Genomic DNA, 16120 nt, shown 5'->3' with positions numbered 1-16120 from the left:
CGGCCGGGGTGTCACGCAGCCCGCTTGAACTTCTTGATCGAGCTGTCCTGGGCGATCGAGTCGGCGCCCTTCTGGCACTGGTCGAGGAAGTCCGCCGGGCCGATCCGGCCACTGAAGAACTCGCCGCACGCGGCGTCGACGAGATTGCGCTCCAGCTTGCGGTAGAAGTTGTTGTAGACCCAGTTGAAGCCGTTGGCGCCGGACGCGTCCAGTGCCTTGACCACGGTGCTCAGCCCGTACGGCAGCTCGACGCCCTCGCTGGCGCCGGCCACCACGGTGAGGCTGGCGACCTTCCGGGTGAAGTCCTGGGCGCCCTTCTTCGAGAGCATGGTCCGGAAGTACTCCAGGCCACCGGCGACGTTGCGGGCCTTGGCCGGCACCATGAACGGCTCGCCGGCGGTGCCCCGGATCGCCTCGAACGGCAGCTTGTCGCCGCTGCCCAGGCTCGGCGTCGGCGCGATGGTCATGTTGAACCCGGCCGGGGTGACGGCCTTCTGCTCGCTCTCCAGCCAGGAACCGCAGGAGATGAACGCGGCCTTGCCCTGGCACCAGGCGGTCTGCGACTGCTTGTGGTCCAGGCCGGGCGAGCCCTCCAGGATGTACTTGTCCTTGACGATCTGGTGCCAGGCGTCGGCCGCGGCCTTCATCGCGTCGGACTTCCAGGCGTTCGGCTCCAGGTTGTCGAGGGCGGTGGCCACCGACGGGCCGCCGAACTTGATCGCGGTGGAGATCAGCGGCCAGCTCATGTAGCGCGGGTGTATGCCGGCGTACGTCCAGGGGGCGATGCCGGCGGCCTTGATCTGCTTGCAGAGCGCGATGTGCTCGTCCCAGGTCTTGGCATACTCCCACTTGCGTTCAGTGAACAGCTTGTTGGAGTACCAGATGCCGTACGCGGTGTAGGTGTAGTTCATCACCAGGAACTTGCCGTCGTACGAACCGATCTCGACCGCGCCGGGCAGCAGCGTGTCCTTGATCGTCTTGCCGGGGATGTCGAGGCTCGGGGCGGCGAGCAGCTCGCCCAGGTCGGCGAGGGCGTTCTGGCTCACCAGGCCGTTGAAGTCGATCTGACCCGTGCCGGAGTTGTTGACCACGTCCGGCGGGGTGCCGTCGACGAAGCGCGGCTGGAGGGTCTTGCTGATCTCCTGGGTGGAGGAGTGCTTGATCTGCGCCTTCGGGTACTTCTCGGTGTACATGGCCTCGTGGGCCTTCGCGTACTCCTCGCCGAACCCGCCGCCGAAGATCACCACCTCGAGCGGGGCGTCCTCCTTGACGCCGAGCGGGTTCTGCTCGGACTTGGTGCCCTTGTAGGCGGTGGCGTCGCTCTTGTCGTCGCCGCCGCCGGTGGCGCAGCCGGTCAGCAGGCCGGCGGCGGGGGTGGCCAGCAGCCCGGCGGCGGCGCTGCGCCGCAGGATGTCACGCCTGTTCATGATGTCTCCTCGGGTCGGGTCGGGCGGGCGCCGGTGATGGGGGGTGGCGTCCGTCGCGTCGAGGCGCAGGGGGATGTGTTGCTTGTCTTCATATGACACTGAGTCGTTGAAGAATTTCTACGGCAGCGACGCGCGGACTTCAACCCCCGGCTGCCGAACCGTTATCACCACCGGCCAGCACCGGGTCGCATAGCCTGAGGCGATGCGCCGCCTGCGCCAGCTCGCAGAGCGCACCCCGCCCGGCCGGGAGCGGTACGTCGACCTGCTCCGGGCGCTCGCCATCACCATGGTCGTTCTCGGGCACTGGGGCGTCACGGTGATCGAGCGGGACGCCGCCGGCCGGCCCACCGGGCACTCCGCGCTCGGCGAGCTGCCCTGGGCGTACCCGCTGACCTGGGTGGCCCAGGTGATGCCGGTCTTCTTCCTGGTCGGCGGCTACGCCAACGCGGCCTCGCTGACCCGGCTGCGGGCCCGGGACGGCGACGCCGCCGGCTGGTTGCTCGACCGCAGCGCCCGACTGGTGCGCCCCACCAGCGTGCTGGTGCTGGTGCTCAGCGCCGCGGCGGCGGTGGCCCGGCTGCTCGACGCCGACCCGACCCGGATCCGCGAGGTGGTCTGGTTCGCCACCATCCCGCTCTGGTTCCTGGTCGCCTACCTGGCGGTGGTCGCGCTCACCCCACCGATGTACGCGCTGCATCGCCGCTTCGGCCTGGCCGTCCCGCTCGTGCTGGTCGCCCTGGTCGGCGTCGGCGACCTGCTCCGAATGACCGGGCCGGAGCAGCAGGGGTACGGCAACTACCTGTTCGGCTGGCTGGCCGTACACCAGCTCGGCTTCGCCTGGCACGACACCCGCGCTGCCGGGCCGTCGGCACCCGACCGTCCGGGGGTACGCCGACGCCGGCTGCCCACGTCCCGCCGAGCCGGCGTGGTGTTCCTGGCCGTCGGGCTGGCCGCGCTGCTGCTGCTCACCGTGCTCGGCCCCTGGCCGGTGGCCATGCTGCACGTGCCCGGAGAGCGGCTGGACAACGCCGCGCCGCCCAGCCTCGCGTTGCTGGCCGTCGCCGCCACCCAGCTCGGCCTGGTCCTGCTGCTGCACGGCCCGGCGGAGCGCCTGCTGCGCCGCACCGGCCCGTGGCAGCTCGTGATCGGGGTCAACCTGGTGGTGCTGACCGTTTTCCTCTGGCACCTGACCGCCGCCGTCCTGCTGATCGGCCTGCTCGACGCGACCGGGACGCTGCCCACCCCGGCGGTCGGTTCGGCCGCCTGGTGGGCGTGGCGGGGGCCCTGGCTGCTGCTGCTCGCGGTGGTCCTGGCGGTCCTGGTCGCCATCTTCGGCCCGGTGGAGGCGCGCAGCGCCCGGCACCGCACCGGGCGCCGGGCCGGACGGGGCACCACCACCCGGACGGCGCTGACCGTGGCCGGCTACGCCGCTGTGGTGGCCGCGCTGCTGATCAACAGCGCGACCCCCGCGCGGGCACCGGAGCCGCTCGGCACACCCGTCCCGGCCCTGCTGGCGTACCTGGCCGGGGCGGGCGTGCTGCGGCTGCTCAGGTCTGGGTGGGGAACCCGAGGTTGACCCCACCGTGGCGTGGGTCCAGCCAGCGGCTGGTGACCACCTTGCCCCGGGTGAAGAAGCGCACCCCGTCCTCGCCGTGCGCGTGCAGGTCGCCGAAGAGCGAGGCCTTCCAGCCGCCGAACGAGTGGTACGCCATCGGCACCGGGATCGGCACGTTGATCCCGACCATGCCCACCTCCACCTCGTGCTGGTAGCGCCGCGCCGCGCCGCCGTCGTTGGTGAAGATCGCCGTGCCGTTGCCGTACGGGCTGCCGTTGACCAGCTCCACCGCCTCGTCGTACGAGCCCACCCGGACCACGGCGAGCACCGGCCCGAAGATCTCGTCCGTGTAGACCGACATCTGCGGGGTCACCCGATCGAACAGCGTCGGACCCAGCCAGAAGCCGTTCGGGTCGCCGTCCGGCGTGACGTCCCGACCGTCCACCACCGGCACCGCGCCGGCGGCCACCCCGGCGTCCACGTAGAAGCGCACCTTCGCCGCGTGCTCGGCCGTGACCAACGGGCCCATGTCGCAGCCCCGCCGGCCATCACCGGTACGCAGCCCGGCCATCCGGGCGGCGATCCGCTCGACCAGCGCGTCGGCCACCGGCTCCACCGCCACCAGCACCGAGATGGCCATGCACCGCTCCCCCGCCGAGCCGAACCCGGCGTTGACCGCCGCGTCGGCGGCCAGGTCCAGGTCGGCGTCGGGGAGCACGACCATGTGGTTCTTCGCCCCGCCGAGCGCCTGCACCCGCTTGCCGGCGGCGGTGCCGCGCTGGTAGACGTACCGGGCGATCGGGGTGGAGCCGACGAACGACACCGACTGCACCTCCGGGTGGTCCAGCAGCGCGTCGACCGCCTCCTTGTCCCCGTTGACCACGTTCAGCACCCCGTCGGGCAGGCCCGCCTCGGCGAACCACTCGGCCAGCAGCAGCGCCGCGCCGGGGTCCTTCTCGCTGGGCTTGAGCACCACCGCGTTGCCGCAGGCCACCGCGACCGGCACGAACCACAGCGGCACCATCACCGGGAAGTTGAACGGAGAGATCACCGCGACCACCCCGAGCGGCTGGCGGATCGTGTACGAGTCGACCTCGGTGGAGACGTTCTCGCTGAACGCGCCGCGCAACGCCGAGGGCAGGCCGCAGGCGTACTCGATCACCTCCAGGCCGCGCTGCACCTCCCCGGCGGCGTCGGCGAGCACCTTGCCGTGCTCTGCCGTGATCACCTCGGCGAGCCGGTCCCGGCGGGAGTGCACCAGCTCCCGGAAGGCGAACAGCACCGCCGACCGCTTCGCCAGGGACGCGTCCCGCCAGGCCCGGGCGGCGAGGGCGGCGGCCCGCACCGCGACGTCGACGTCCGCGGCCGAGGCCAGCTCCACCTCGGCGGTACGCCGACCCGTCGCCGGGTCGAACACGTCGCCCCGCCGCTCGGACGTGCCGCCGACCCGCTTGCCGTCGATGAAGTGCCCGATTCGGCTGCTCACGCCGCCACCCCCGCCGCCGACCGGATCGCGTCGACGAGGATCGCCAGGCCCTCGCGGGCCTCCTCCTCGGTCAGCGTCAACGGTGGACCCATCCGCAGCACGTTGCCGTACAGGCCGCCCTTGCCGGCGAGCAGGCCACCGGACCGGCACGCCTCGAAGACCCGGTTGGTCAGCGCCGGGTCGGGTTCGCTGGTGCCCGGCCGGACGAACTCGACGCCGAGCATCAGCCCCTTGCCGCGTACCTCCGCGACGCAGTCGAGGCCGCCCACGGCGGACCGCAGGCCGTCGGCGAGGATCGCGCCGACCCGGGCCGCGTTCGCCTGGAGGTCGTGCGCGATCAGGTAGTCGAGCACCGCGTTGCCGGCCGCTGTGGAGATCGGGTTGCCGCCGAACGTGGAGAAGCTGATCGCCGGGACCGACTCCAGCACCTCGGCACGCCCGACCACCCCGGCCAGCGCGAACCCGTTGCCGATGCCCTTGGCGAAGGTGAGCAGGTCGGGCGTGACCCCGTGCGCCTGGTAGCCCCAGAAGTGCTCCCCGGTACGCCCCCAGCCGGTCTGCACCTCGTCGGCGATGAACAGGATGCCGTGCTCGTCGAGGACCTTCTTCCAGCCGGCGAAGAGCCCGTCCGGCGGGTGCACGAAGCCACCCACGCCCTGGATCGGCTCGGCGATCAACGCCGCCACGTCGCCGGCGGTCTGGGTGGCCAGCACCTCACGCAGGTCCTCCACCGCCGCGTCGACCTGCTCCTCGGCGCTCAGCCGGGCGAGCAGGCCGCGCACCCGGTCACCCGAGTGCAGCCAGGCCACCTGGAGCGGGTTCAGCCCGCTGGCCGACCAGTTGCGGTTGCCGGTGACGCCCATCGCCGCGTACGACCGGCCGTGGTAGCTGTTGCGCACGGCCAGGATCTGGTGCGAGCGGCGGTGGTTGGTGGCGACCAGCAACGCAGCCTCGTTCGCCTCGGTGCCGGAGTTGGTGAAGAACACCCGGGCGTCCGGGATGCCGGAGCGCTGCGCGATCTTCTCGGCCAGCTCCACCTGCTGGCGGATCAGGTAGAGCGTCGAGCTGTGCACGATGCCGGAGGTGAGCTGCCGCTCGACCGCCTCCCGGATCTCCGGGATGTCGTAGCCGATCATGTTGGTCAGCACGCCACCGAAGAAGTCCAGGTAGCTGCGGCCCTGGGCGTCGGTGACCCGGCGACCCGAGCCGGAGACCAACTCGATCGGCTCGGCGTAGTACAGCGGCATCCAGGACGGAAGCACGGCCCGGTGCCGGGCCAGCAGGTCGTCGGTCATCGTGGCAACCCTTCAGCGGCATTCGTGGATACCGCACGCTCCCACCGGCGGCCGGTGTGGGCAACTGCCACTGTGTAGCGCAGCGCGCGCCCGCTCCTGACAGTGCGTCAGCCTCGGGCGGCGGGCCAGACGTCAGCCGGCGGCGGCGGCGCGGCGACCGACCGCGCCGACCCGCGAGGCCGCGTGCAGCGCCCCGGCCACCAGCGCGAAGGCCACCCAGCCGGCCGCCAGGGCGGTAGCCGGCGAGGTGTCCTGCCACCAGTGGTACGCCGCCAGGAAGCCGACCAGCGCCAGGCTGTCGCGGGCGAAGTGCCGGGTGAACGCCACCAGGTCGCGACGGCTCTCGACGGCCACCAGCACCCCGGAGTACGGGAAGGTCACCACCATCGCGCGCAGCAGCTCGCCGAGCAGCCCGGTGAGCGTCGCGCCGACCAGGATCACCAGCAGCTTCACCGGCGCCGGCAGGCGTCGCCCCGCCTCCACCTGCAGCTCGGTCTCCTGCGGCGGCTCGGTTGGTGGCGGCGGGGCGGGATGCTGCCGGCGCAGCATCAGCATCGCCAGCGCCCAGAGCGCCACGCTGGCGCACAGCGCCAGCGCGAACGGCACCGGCACGGCCAGCAGGCCGGCGCTGAACGCCACGTACCCGGCGATCCCGGCGGCGTCGGCGAGAAGGATCGGCCAGCACAGCCGATGATGCGTGACCGCCACGACGACGAAGAACAGGTTGAGGCCGAGCACCCCGAGCAGTTGCGCGCCCTGCACCCGGTGCCCGGTGCTCACCAGGGCCAGCGACATCGGCAGCGGGAGACTGTAGACGAACGCCCGCAGGCGCACCGACCGGATCAGGCTGACCGCCCACACCACCGCCGTCACCAGCAGCACAGCGCTCACGGTCATCGGCGGGCCGCCCTCCGGTCGCGGTCAGTCCAGGAAGGTCGCGGCCTCGACGCAGACCTCGAAGACGTCGGTCAGCCGGGCCAGGTCCGCGGCGTTGACCGAGAACTGGTTCTCGGTGATCTCGCCGTGCGCGCTCATCACACCCTCCCAGCGCGCCGTGCCGTCCCACAGGGTCAGGTTGACGTGCCGCGAGGCCTCCACCACGCCCCACGGCAGCAGCCCCACCCGCACCCCGGCCCGTTGCTGCGCCCGCACCAGCTCGCTCAGCTCGTCGGTCAGGCCGGCGTGCAGGAAGACCCGCGTGATCCGTACCCCCCGGGCCAGCGCCTCGGTGTTGGCCGCCCAGTAGTGCCGCCCGACGTCGCCACGCCACCAGCTCAGCTCGCCGCTGGCCCTCGGCATCACGTTGGTCACCGCGTCCAGCCGCCGCACGCACTCCCGGGTCGCGCCGAGCAGGTCCTGGCAGTCGTCGCCCGGCCGGATGATCTGCCCGGCGCGCAACTGCTCGGTCTGCGCCCGGAACCGTTCGAAGCGGCGCCGGGCCTCCTCGGCGACCCGGCTGCCCGGATGCCGCTCGACCGCCTCCCGGGTGCCGGTGACCAGCTCGGGCACCGCGTGCACCAGCCAGGACGGCCCCTCCAGCAACGTCCGCAGGTGGAAGCGGCGCTCGGCGCGGGCCAGCGAGTCCACCAGCAGCGAGATGGTGGTACCCATCAGCCCGGCGAGCAGCGACTCCACCCCGGTCGCCGCGTTGGTCAGGTCCAACGTGACGGACAGCGAGACCGACAGCAGGATGCCGACCAGCGCGACCGGGTCGGTGTGCGCCAGCAGCCGGACGAAGCCACCCGCCGGCCCGACCCGGTCGTTGCGGGGCCGGTGGAGCAAATCGGCCATCGAGGTACCTCCCGGGCGCCGGCTGCCGTCAGGGTACGACGGGACGACAACGAGGCCGCCCCGCCGGCCCGGTACGATCCGGCGGTGCCTGAGCTGCCCGTACCGCTGCCGACCGGGGCGCCGGGCGAACCGGCCGCCGGCATCGCCGAGTGGGTCTCCGCAGACCCGATACGCCGACTGGTCGAGCACTTCGGGGGCAGCTGGCCGGACGGCGACCTCGCCGACGTGCTCCGGTTCCTGGACGAGTTCTCCGCCCGACACTGGGACTTCCGCGGCGGCCGGGAACGGCCCGACGCCCGGGAGCCGGACCTCGACCCCGGCACCGTCGAGCTGGTGCTCGCGTCGGCGGCGGCGCTCGGCCTGATCCGGCCGGTGGCGCCGGCCCGGTCGGCGTACGCCCACCTGGTGGTGCTCGGCGGCCTGGCGCACGCCTGCGTACGCCGGGTCGGGTACGCCGCCCACCTGCTGCGCTCCGGACTGCGGGTGGACGGCGAGGTCGCCGTGCTCGGCAGCTTCCGGCCGCTGTCCGACTGGGAACGCCGGACGCTGGCCGATGCGGGCCTGCCCGCCGACGACACCGAGGTGGATGTGCTGGACACGGCGGTCCGGCGGGTGTTCGGGGTGGCCGCCCCGGCCGAGCAGGAGGGTGTCGACGCCGGGCACCCGCACCACTCCTGGTCGTCGCGGACCTACCGACCGGTCGGCCTGCCGCCGGTGCGGGTGCTCGCCGCGCCGTCCAGCGAACCGTACCGGCGGCGCGCGCACACCGCCGACACACAGCGGTTCTGGGCGGCGCACGTCCAGCTCGCCCCGGGCGACGAGGTGCTGATGGTCACCGCGCCGATCTACGTGCCGTTCCAGCACTGCGACGCGCTACGCACCCTGGCCGTGCCGTACGGCTGCGGCATCGACACCGTCGGGGTGGACCCGACGCTGGCCGACCTGGCCGTGTTGCCCGAGCAGACACTCACGCCGGGGCGCTACCTCCAGGAGATCCGCTCGGCGATCCGCTCGATGCGCGCCCTGCACGACCGGCCCGACCCGCTCTGACCCCGGCCGGGCGCGGTGTCACGCCCCGGCGGTGTCGGCGACGGCCTGGGCGAAGACCTCCGAGCGGTGCTCGAAGTTGCGGAACTGGCCGTAGCTCGGCGCCGCCGGGGACAGCAGGACCACCCCACCGGCCGGGGTCAGCTCCCTGGACAGCCGCACCGCGTCCACCAGGTCGTCGACCAGCTCGGTACGCACCTTGGGCAGGTTGGCGAGCGCCGCCACGATCCGGGTACCGCTGTCCGGGATGCCGATCACGGTCAACTCCCGCTCCGCCAGGTGCTCGGCCAGCGGCGTGTAGTCCAGACCCCGGTCGGTGCCCCCGACGATCACGGTCAACGGCCGGCCGTCGTACGCGTCGATGGCGTGCATGGCCGCGTACGGGCTGGTGGCCAGGGTGTCGTCCACGAACGTCAGCCCGGACGGGTCGGTGATCTCGGTGAGCCGGTGGGCCAGCCCCTGGAACCCGGCGACCGCGACGGCGAGCCTGTCCTTCTCGGCCACCACGTCCACGCCGAGCGCGTCGAGCACGGCGAGCGCCACGCACAGGTTGCCCTCGTTGTGCCGGCCGACCAGGGGCAGCACGGCGCGCGGGAAGAGCGGCTGGTCGCCGAGGTGGAACCAGGGCGTGCCGTCCGCGCCGGTGGCCACGTTGGTGGTGTCGGGGCGACCGGCACGGACCACCGGGCGATCACCCAGCTCGGCGGCGAGCCGGGGGTCGGCGCCGTTCACCACGATCGTCTCCGGGCCGTGGGCGAGCAGGTTGAGCTTGTCCCGGTAGTACTCCCGCTCCCCGCCGTGCGCGTCCAGGTGCTCGGGGAAGAGCGCGGTGACCACGGCCACCCGGGGCGAGTCGCTGAGGTCGCTGCACTGGTAGCTGGACAGCTCCAGCACGTACAGCTCGGCCTCCGGCAGGTCGAGCGTGGGCACGCCGATGTTGCCGCCGAAGACGTTCGGCCGGCCCATCGCCGTGAACAGGTGGCTGATCAGGCTGGAGGTGGTGCTCTTGCCCTTGCTGCCGGTGACCCCGACGGTGCGCGCGGCGTGGTCGGCCATCCACAGCGCGGTGCCCTGGGTCACGGTGACGCCGCGCCTGCGCAGCTCGACCAGCCACGGGTGGGTCTGCGGCACGCCCGGCGAGCGGACCACCACGTCGGCGGCGGCCAGCCGCTCGAAGCCCGCCTCGCCGGTGACCAGCGGGGCCGCCTCGGCCAGCGGGCCGTCCCACGGCAGCGAGAGGAAGTTGGCGCTGTCGTCAACGGCGACCAGGTCGGCCGGGCCGTGCGCGGCGATCGCGGTCACCGCGGCCCGGCCCTCGCGGCCGGTACCCCAGACGGCGACGGTACGTCCGCGCAGGTCAGACAGGCGCACGGGGCTCTCCTCGGTGGTCGCGGCGGCGGTGGGGCAGGGCTCGGTCCGGCGCAGCCGGACACGGCCGGACGAACCAGGGCCTAGTATGGCGTGTGCCCAACGAGCAGCTCCGGCGGATGGACGCCTTCACCTTCCCGTCCTACTCGATCGACTTCGCCACCGGCGAGGTGTTGTTCGACTACGCCCTGACCGGCCCGGCCGGCGAGCAGCGGTTCACCGAGGTCATCACCCTTCCGCTGCCGGCGGAGCCGCCGTCGGACGAGACGGTGGCCACCCTCGGCCGGGTGCTGGAGGTGCTGCACCTGGTCGCCGGGGTCAGTTACTACAAGGCCGCCGCGCCGCCCCGGCTGGTGCTGCCGGCGCCGCTGGGCGCGGCCACCGTCGACTACGTCACCGCCGTCTACACCAGGGGCCTGGCGGAGTACGCGTACCGCAACCAGCTGCCGCACGTGCTGGAGCTGCGGCCGGAGGTGCCAGCCGGTTCGCCGGAGTCGCCGCGCGTGTACGACGACTCCGACCGTCGCCCCCTCTCCGCGGTCGGCGGCGGCAAGGACTCCATCGTCAGCCTGGAGGCGCTGCGCCGAGCCGAACTGGACCCGGTGCCGTTCTCGGTCAACCCGAACCACGTGATCGTCTCGGTCAACGAGGCGTCCGGGCTGACCCCCCTCGCTGCCCGGCGGCGGATCGACCCGGTGCTGTTCGACCTGAACGCGGCCGGCGCGCTGAACGGCCACATCCCGGTCACCGCGATCAACTCGCTGATCGCCGTGGCGACCGCGGTGCTGCACGGGCTGGGCCCGGTGGTGATGTCCAACGAGCGCTCGGCGTCCGACCCGAACCTGGTCTGGAACGGTCACGAGATCAACCACCAGTGGTCCAAGGGCGTCGAGGCCGAAGGGCTGCTGCGCGCGGCGCTGGCCGAGCACGCCGGCCTGACCGAGCCGTACTTCTCGCTGCTGCGCTCGCTGTCCGAGCTGCACATCGCCCGACTGTTCGCCGAATTCACCCGGTACGACGACGTGGTGACCAGCTGCAACCAGGCGTTCAAGCTGCGCGACGCGAGCGAACGCTGGTGCCGCAACTGCCCGAAGTGCCGGTTCGTCTTCCTGGCCATGGCGCCGTTCATGCCGCGGGAGCGGGTCACCCACATCTTCGGCGGCGACCTGCTCGCCGACCCCGAGCAGATCCCCGGCTACCGGGAACTGCTGGGCGTGGACGGGCACAAGCCGTTCGAGTGCGTGGGCGAGGTCGAGGAGTCGGTGGTGGCTCTGGGCCTGCTCGCCGAGCAGGACCAGTGGCGCGACGCACCGGTGATCCGCGCCCTGGTCGACGCCGTCCCAGCCACCGCCTGGTCCGCGGTGGCCACCTCGGACGTCTTCACCCCCGGCGGCCCCAACCACATCCCCCCCACCTACGCCAAGGCCCTGACAGCCCTCACCTGACCCGCCCCGGGCCCGGGGCGGGGCCGGGTGGGTCAGGGGGTCCGGACGGCGTCCAGGGCCAGTAGGGCGACGTGTAGGGAGAGGGAGGCTTCGACGGAGTCGAGGTCGACGTCGAGAATCCGGGCGATGCGGGCCAGGCGCTCGTAGAAGGCCGGCCGGGACAGGTGGGCGGCGGCGGCGCCGGCGGACTTGTTGCGCCCCTGCTCCAGGTACGCGCGCAGGGTGTCGAGCAGCCGCTCCCGGGGGTGCCGGGCGTCGTACTCCAGCAGTGCCCCGAGCTCGCGCTCCACGAACGTCTGCAACCGGGGCTCGTCGCGCAGCAGGTGCAGCAGGCCGGCCAGCCCGACGTGCGGCAGCCGGAAGATCGGCAGATCACGCCGGTCCCGGCGGGCCGCCTCGGCGATCTGGCGCGCCTCGACCAGTGACCGTCGGGCTTCCCGCAGGTTGCCCACCCCGGACCCGGCGGCCACGATCACCCCGCCGGGAGCACCGCCGGCAGCCCGGGACGGGTCGGCGGCGGACACCATCCGGGACGCGTCCGCGCCGGACGCGGTCCGGACCGTGCCGGCGTCGAGGCGTACCCGGCGCAGCGCGGCGGCGAACGCGGACAGCGCGCGGTCCTCGGCGGCCGGGTCCGGCAGGGCCAGCAGCGCGCCCACCGAGTGGTCGTCGACGGCGCTGGTCAGCGCGGTCAGCTTCGCCTCCCGCAACGCCTGGCCGACCGCCTCGGACAGGTCCCGCAGCCGGGCGGGGCCGGCCTCGGGGCCACCCTCGCCGGCCGGGTCGTCGGCCCGGTGGCGGACCATCACGCCGACCAGGTGCCGGCGTTCGAGCACCACGCCGAGCGCCTTCGCCCGCAATGCCACCTCATCCACCGGCCGGGAGTGGTCGAGCAACGCGGTCAGCAGGGTGCGGTGGATCTGCCGTTCCAGCCCCTCGGCGTCGCGGCGGATCAGCCGGCCCAGCGCGAGGGTGGACGCGGCCCGCTCGATCAGGATGGTGAGCCGGGTCGGCGGCCCGCTGCCGGGGCGTGCGTCGGGCTCCACCGGGTCGGCGCCTCGGCGGCTGGGCAGCTCCCCGCCGGCCGGCCAGCGCAGCAGCAGCCGTCCCCAGTCCTGCCCCCGGGCGCCGACGACCGTCACCAGCCAGCCGCTGTCGGGGTCGTACGCGGTCCGCCCGGCCGGCCGGATCCGCCGAGAGTGCTGCTCCCAGCCGTCCAGCAGCAGCTCGGCGCTCTCGCCCGCCGGGTCGTACCCCAGCACCTGCCGGGACAGGTTCTCCAACACCACCGGGCAACCGGACAGCTCGGCGGCCTGCCGGATCACCTCGGCGGCGTCCGCGCCCTCGACCGACAGGTCGGTGAACCGCTGGTGGATCTCCTCGGTGGCGCGCAGCTCGGTGAGCTGCGCGTCGACGATCAGCGCGTGCACGGCCTCGGTGATCCGTACGAACGGGGTGGCCCGGCGCAGCTCCACCAGGGGCAGGCCGCGCCGTTCGGCGGCGGCGGCCATCACCCGGGGCACCCCGCTGACGTACCGGCGGCCCAGCTCGACGACGAGCCCGGAGACGCCGACGTCGGCCAGGTCGCCGATGAACGCGCGCAGCCCCGCGTCGTCACCGGGCAGCCCGATGCCGGTGGTGAGCACGAGTTCGCCGCCGCCGAGCAGGGTGGCGATGTCCGGCACCTCGGCGACGTGCACCCAACGGACCGGCCGGTCCAGCCCGGCGTCCCCGGCCACCACGCGCGGCGCGCCGTGGCGGACCGGGTCGAGGGCGAGGACCTCACGGACGGTAGGGAACACGGCCGCCACGCTACCGTCCGTGACACCGGAACTCGACATGCCGCCGCCGACGGGCCGGGTCACCGGTCGGATCTGCTCCGCGTCCAATCGGCTGACAAGGGCGTCCGCGCCCTCACCACGGGTCGTCGCGGCTCAACTCCCAGCAGGCCACGGCGGTGGCGGCGGCCACGTTGAGTGAGTCGACGCCACGGCGCATCGGGATGACCACCCGGACGTCGGCGGCGTCCATGGCGGCCCGGGTCAGGCCGGCGCCCTCGGCGCCGAGCAGCAGCGCCGAGCGGGCCCGCTGGGTGGCGTCGAGGCGCTGGATCGGCACCGCGTCCGGCGCCGGGGTCATGGCCAGCACGGTGAAACCGGCCGCCCGGACCTCGGCGAGCGCGTCCGGCCACGGATCCAGCTTCGCGTACGGGACGGCGAAGACCTCCCCCATGCTGACCCGGACGCTGCGCCGGTAGAGCGGGTCGGCGCAACTCGGCGAGAGCAGCACCGCGTCCACCCCGAGGGCGGCCACCGCCCTGAAGATCGCGCCGAGGTTGGTGTGGTTGTTGACGTCCTCCAGGATCACCACCCGGCGCGCGGTGGCGAGCACCTCGGCCGCTGTCGGCAGCGGCCGGCGGTGGAACGACGCCAGCACCCCCCGGTGTACGTGGAAACCGGTGGCCCGCTCCAGCACGTCCTGCGTCGCCGCGTAGACCGGCGCGTCGCCGGTGTCCAGGTCGGCGAGCTGGTCGGTGCGCTTGGCGTCGATCAGGTACGACCGGGCGGGGTAGCCGGCGCGCAGCGCCCGGCGCAGCACCAGCTCCCCCTCGGCGATGAACAGGCCGTGCGGTGGCTCCCAACGGGTGCGCAGCTCGACGTCGGTGAGCGCGCGGTAGTCGGCGATCCGGTCGTCGTCGGGGTCGGTGATCTGGTGGACGGGCACCCGACGATTCTGCCGGACGCCCGGCCGGGCACTCCGAAGCCGGTCGAGCCCACGGCATTGAGGGTGTTTTGTCCGTAAAGGAAGGGGAATGGCGTGCGACGTACCGGACCCGACGGGAAGGACCAGCCAGGTGAGCCCAGATCACACCGCGCCGGGCGAAGCAGGCACCATGCCCAAGCAGCCGACCGTCGCGGACCACATCGTCGCCCGCCTCTTCAGCTGGGGAGTGCACCGCTACTTCGGCTATCCCGGCGACGGCATCAACGGCCTCACCTCCGCCCTGCAACGCACCAACGAGCGGGCCCAGTTCGTCCAGGTGCGGCACGAGGAGACCGCCGGCTTCGCCGCGTCGGCGCACGTCAAGTACGGCGGCGGGCCGCTGGGCTGCGCGTTGGTGACCAGCGGTCCGGGAGCCATCCACCTGCTCAACGGCCTGTACGACGCCAAGCTCGACCACCAGCCGGTGATCGCCCTGGTCGGGCACACCGTGGTCACCGCCGAGGGTGGCGGCTACTACCAGGAGGTCGACCTGCTCGCCCTCTACAAGGACGTGGCCGCGGCGTTCCTGGCCCAACTCGACCACCCGGCGCAGGTCCGTCACCTCGTCGACCGGGCGTGCCGCACGGCGCTGGCCCGGCGTACGGTCACCGCCCTGGTGCTTCCCGCGGACCTCCAGGACAAGCCGGCCGTCCCGGACCCGCCGCACGCGCACGGCTACTACCAGACCAGCAACGTGCCGAGCAGCACGCCGACCGTGCCGCCCGAGGCGGACCTGCGCCGGGCGGCCGAGGTGCTGCGCGGCGGGGAACGGGTGGCGATGCTGGTGGGGCAGGGCGCCCTCGGCGCAAAGGACGAGGTCCGCGAGATCGCCCAGCGGCTCGGCGCCGGGGTGGCCACCGCGCTGCTCGGTTTCACCGCCGTCGACCACCGGGAGCCGTGGGTGACCGGCGCGATCGGGCTTCTCGGCACCCGGCCGAGCTGGCAGATGATGAGTCGCTGCGACCGCCTGCTGATCGTGGGCAGCAACATGCCGTACTCGGAGTTCTATCCGCCACCCGGGCAGGCCCGCGGGGTGCAGATCGACCTGGACGGCACCCAGCTCGGGCTGCGGTATCCGACCGAGGTCAACCTGACCGGCGACGCCGCCCCCACCCTGCGGGCGCTGCTGCGCGAGCTGGGCCCCGGTCCCGGGCCGACCGAATGGCGGACGGAGATCACCGAGGCCACCTCGGCGTGGCGCCGGGTGCAGCGCGACCTGGCCGAGCAGGACGCCGACCCGGTCAACCCGCAGCTGCTGTTCAGCACGCTCAGCGAGCGGCTACCTGACAACGCCATGCTCGCCGTGGACTGCGGCACCGCCACCGCCTGGTACGCCCGACACGTGCAGGTCCGCCCCGGGATGCTGGCCAGCCTCTCCGGCACGCTGCTGTCCATGGGCGGCGCCATGCCGTACGCGCTGAGCGCCAAGTTCGCCCACCCGGACCGACCCCTCGTCGCGCTCATCGGCGACGGGGCGATGCAGATGAACGGGGTCAACGAGCTGATCACCGTGGCCAAGTACTGGCGGAGCTGGGCCGACCCGCGGTTCGTGGTGCTGGTGCTCAACAACCGGGACCTGGCGTTCGTCAGTTGGGAGCAGCGCTCAAGTGAGGGGACGCCGATGTTCCCGGACAGCCAGCAGCTGCCGGACATCGGCTACCACCAGTGGGCACAGGTGCTCGGGTTGCACGGCGAGCTGGTCGACTCCCCCGACGATGTGCCCGGCGTCTGGGAGCGAGCCCTCGCGGCCGACCGTCCCGTGGTGATCAACGCGCTGGTCGACCCGGCCGAGCTGATGCTGCCACCGCACTTCACCGCCGAGCAGGCGCGCAAGACCGCAGCCGCGGTGCTGCGCGGGGACACCGACTGGGCCGGGATCATCCGCCGCGGCCTGCCCGCCACCATCGCGAGCTACCGCCCACGTCGCCGGCAGGGCTGACCGC

Annotated in this window: 12 protein-coding genes; 4 read left to right on the top strand and 8 right to left on the bottom strand. The window is 73.2% G+C overall.

Annotated elements, in window-relative coordinates; all coding sequences use genetic code 11:
- Positions 1-11: 11 nt before the first annotated feature.
- The gene (ngcE, locus tag ABZU69_RS29260; protein ID WP_354967527.1) at positions 12-1427 is read right to left on the bottom strand and encodes an N-acetylglucosamine/diacetylchitobiose ABC transporter substrate-binding protein; all 1416 of its coding nucleotides are present in this window, start codon (positions 1425-1427) and stop codon (positions 12-14) included.
- Between the two features lie 202 nt (positions 1428-1629).
- Between ngcE and ABZU69_RS29255 the strand changes: the two genes are divergently transcribed.
- Positions 1630-3003 carry an acyltransferase gene (locus ABZU69_RS29255; RefSeq protein WP_354967526.1) on the top strand — a complete coding sequence of 458 codons (1374 nt, stop codon included), beginning with the start codon at positions 1630-1632 and terminating at the stop codon, positions 3001-3003.
- On the opposite strand, the gene ABZU69_RS29250 is transcribed toward ABZU69_RS29255, so the two are convergent.
- From ABZU69_RS29250 to ABZU69_RS29235, 4 genes are all read right to left on the bottom strand, one after another.
- Positions 2975-4468, bottom strand: coding sequence for a CoA-acylating methylmalonate-semialdehyde dehydrogenase (locus ABZU69_RS29250; protein WP_354967525.1), 1494 nt, complete (start codon positions 4466-4468; stop codon positions 2975-2977). The genes ABZU69_RS29255 and ABZU69_RS29250 overlap by 29 nt on opposite strands.
- On the bottom strand, positions 4465-5763 hold the full coding sequence (locus ABZU69_RS29245) for an aspartate aminotransferase family protein (protein ID WP_354967524.1): 1299 nt from the start codon (positions 5761-5763) through the stop codon (positions 4465-4467). Before ABZU69_RS29245 ends, ABZU69_RS29250 begins: the two co-directional genes overlap by 4 nt.
- A gap of 132 nt (positions 5764-5895) precedes the next feature.
- Positions 5896-6660 carry a hypothetical protein gene (locus ABZU69_RS29240; RefSeq protein WP_354967523.1) on the bottom strand — a complete coding sequence of 255 codons (765 nt, stop codon included), beginning with the start codon at positions 6658-6660 and terminating at the stop codon, positions 5896-5898.
- Positions 6661-6684: 24 nt separating this feature from the next.
- A complete protein-coding gene (locus ABZU69_RS29235) occupies positions 6685-7554 on the bottom strand; it encodes a hypothetical protein (protein WP_354967522.1) in 870 nt (289 codons plus the stop codon).
- Positions 7555-7638: 84 nt separating this feature from the next.
- On the opposite strand from ABZU69_RS29235, the gene ABZU69_RS29230 reads away from it, so the two are divergent.
- Positions 7639-8604 (top strand): hypothetical protein, encoded by a 966-nt coding sequence (locus tag ABZU69_RS29230; RefSeq protein WP_354967521.1) that lies wholly within the window; start codon positions 7639-7641, stop codon positions 8602-8604.
- 18 nt (positions 8605-8622) lie between these two features.
- Here ABZU69_RS29230 and murD read toward each other — a convergent pair whose 3' ends face one another.
- On the bottom strand, positions 8623-9972 hold the full coding sequence (murD, locus tag ABZU69_RS29225; protein ID WP_354967520.1) for a UDP-N-acetylmuramoyl-L-alanine--D-glutamate ligase: 1350 nt from the start codon (positions 9970-9972) through the stop codon (positions 8623-8625).
- Between the two features lie 92 nt (positions 9973-10064).
- Here murD and ABZU69_RS29220 point away from each other — a divergent pair, with 92 nt between their 5' ends.
- A complete protein-coding gene (locus ABZU69_RS29220) occupies positions 10065-11414 on the top strand; it encodes a hypothetical protein (protein ID WP_354967519.1) in 1350 nt (449 codons plus the stop codon).
- Between the two features lie 32 nt (positions 11415-11446).
- On the opposite strand, the gene ABZU69_RS29215 is transcribed toward ABZU69_RS29220, so the two are convergent.
- Complete coding sequence (locus tag ABZU69_RS29215; RefSeq protein WP_354967583.1) at positions 11447-13255, bottom strand: PucR family transcriptional regulator; 1809 nt, start codon at positions 13253-13255, stop codon at positions 11447-11449.
- Positions 13256-13328: 73 nt separating this feature from the next.
- Positions 13329-14138 (bottom strand): RNA methyltransferase, encoded by an 810-nt coding sequence (locus ABZU69_RS29210; protein ID WP_354967518.1) that lies wholly within the window; start codon positions 14136-14138, stop codon positions 13329-13331.
- Between the two features lie 169 nt (positions 14139-14307).
- Between ABZU69_RS29210 and ABZU69_RS29205 the strand changes: the two genes are divergently transcribed.
- On the top strand, positions 14308-16116 hold the full coding sequence (locus ABZU69_RS29205) for a thiamine pyrophosphate-requiring protein (RefSeq protein ID WP_354967517.1): 1809 nt from the start codon (positions 14308-14310) through the stop codon (positions 16114-16116).
- Positions 16117-16120: the final 4 nt, after the last annotated feature.

The sequence above is a fragment of the Micromonospora sp. NPDC005206 genome, from assembly GCF_040608175.1.
GTDB lineage: Bacteria > Actinomycetota > Actinomycetes > Mycobacteriales > Micromonosporaceae > Micromonospora.
This window is presented reverse-complemented; position numbering and strand designations above follow the sequence as displayed.

Bases quoted from the DNA above. Each gene is read 5' to 3' on its own strand.
- ABZU69_RS29215 (WP_354967583.1), bottom strand. From the start codon at position 13,255: ATGTCGAGTTCCGGTGTCACGGACGGTAGCGTGGCGGCCGTGTTCCCT.
- ngcE (WP_354967527.1), bottom strand. From the start codon at position 1,427: ATGAACAGGCGTGACATCCTGCGGCGCAGCGCCGCCGCCGGGCTGCTG.
- ABZU69_RS29255 (WP_354967526.1), top strand. From the start codon at position 1,630: ATGCGCCGCCTGCGCCAGCTCGCAGAGCGCACCCCGCCCGGCCGGGAG.
- ABZU69_RS29240 (WP_354967523.1), bottom strand. From the start codon at position 6,660: ATGACCGTGAGCGCTGTGCTGCTGGTGACGGCGGTGGTGTGGGCGGTC.
- ABZU69_RS29235 (WP_354967522.1), bottom strand. From the start codon at position 7,554: ATGGCCGATTTGCTCCACCGGCCCCGCAACGACCGGGTCGGGCCGGCG.
- ABZU69_RS29245 (WP_354967524.1), bottom strand. From the start codon at position 5,763: ATGACCGACGACCTGCTGGCCCGGCACCGGGCCGTGCTTCCGTCCTGG.
- ABZU69_RS29205 (WP_354967517.1), top strand. From the start codon at position 14,308: ATGCCCAAGCAGCCGACCGTCGCGGACCACATCGTCGCCCGCCTCTTC.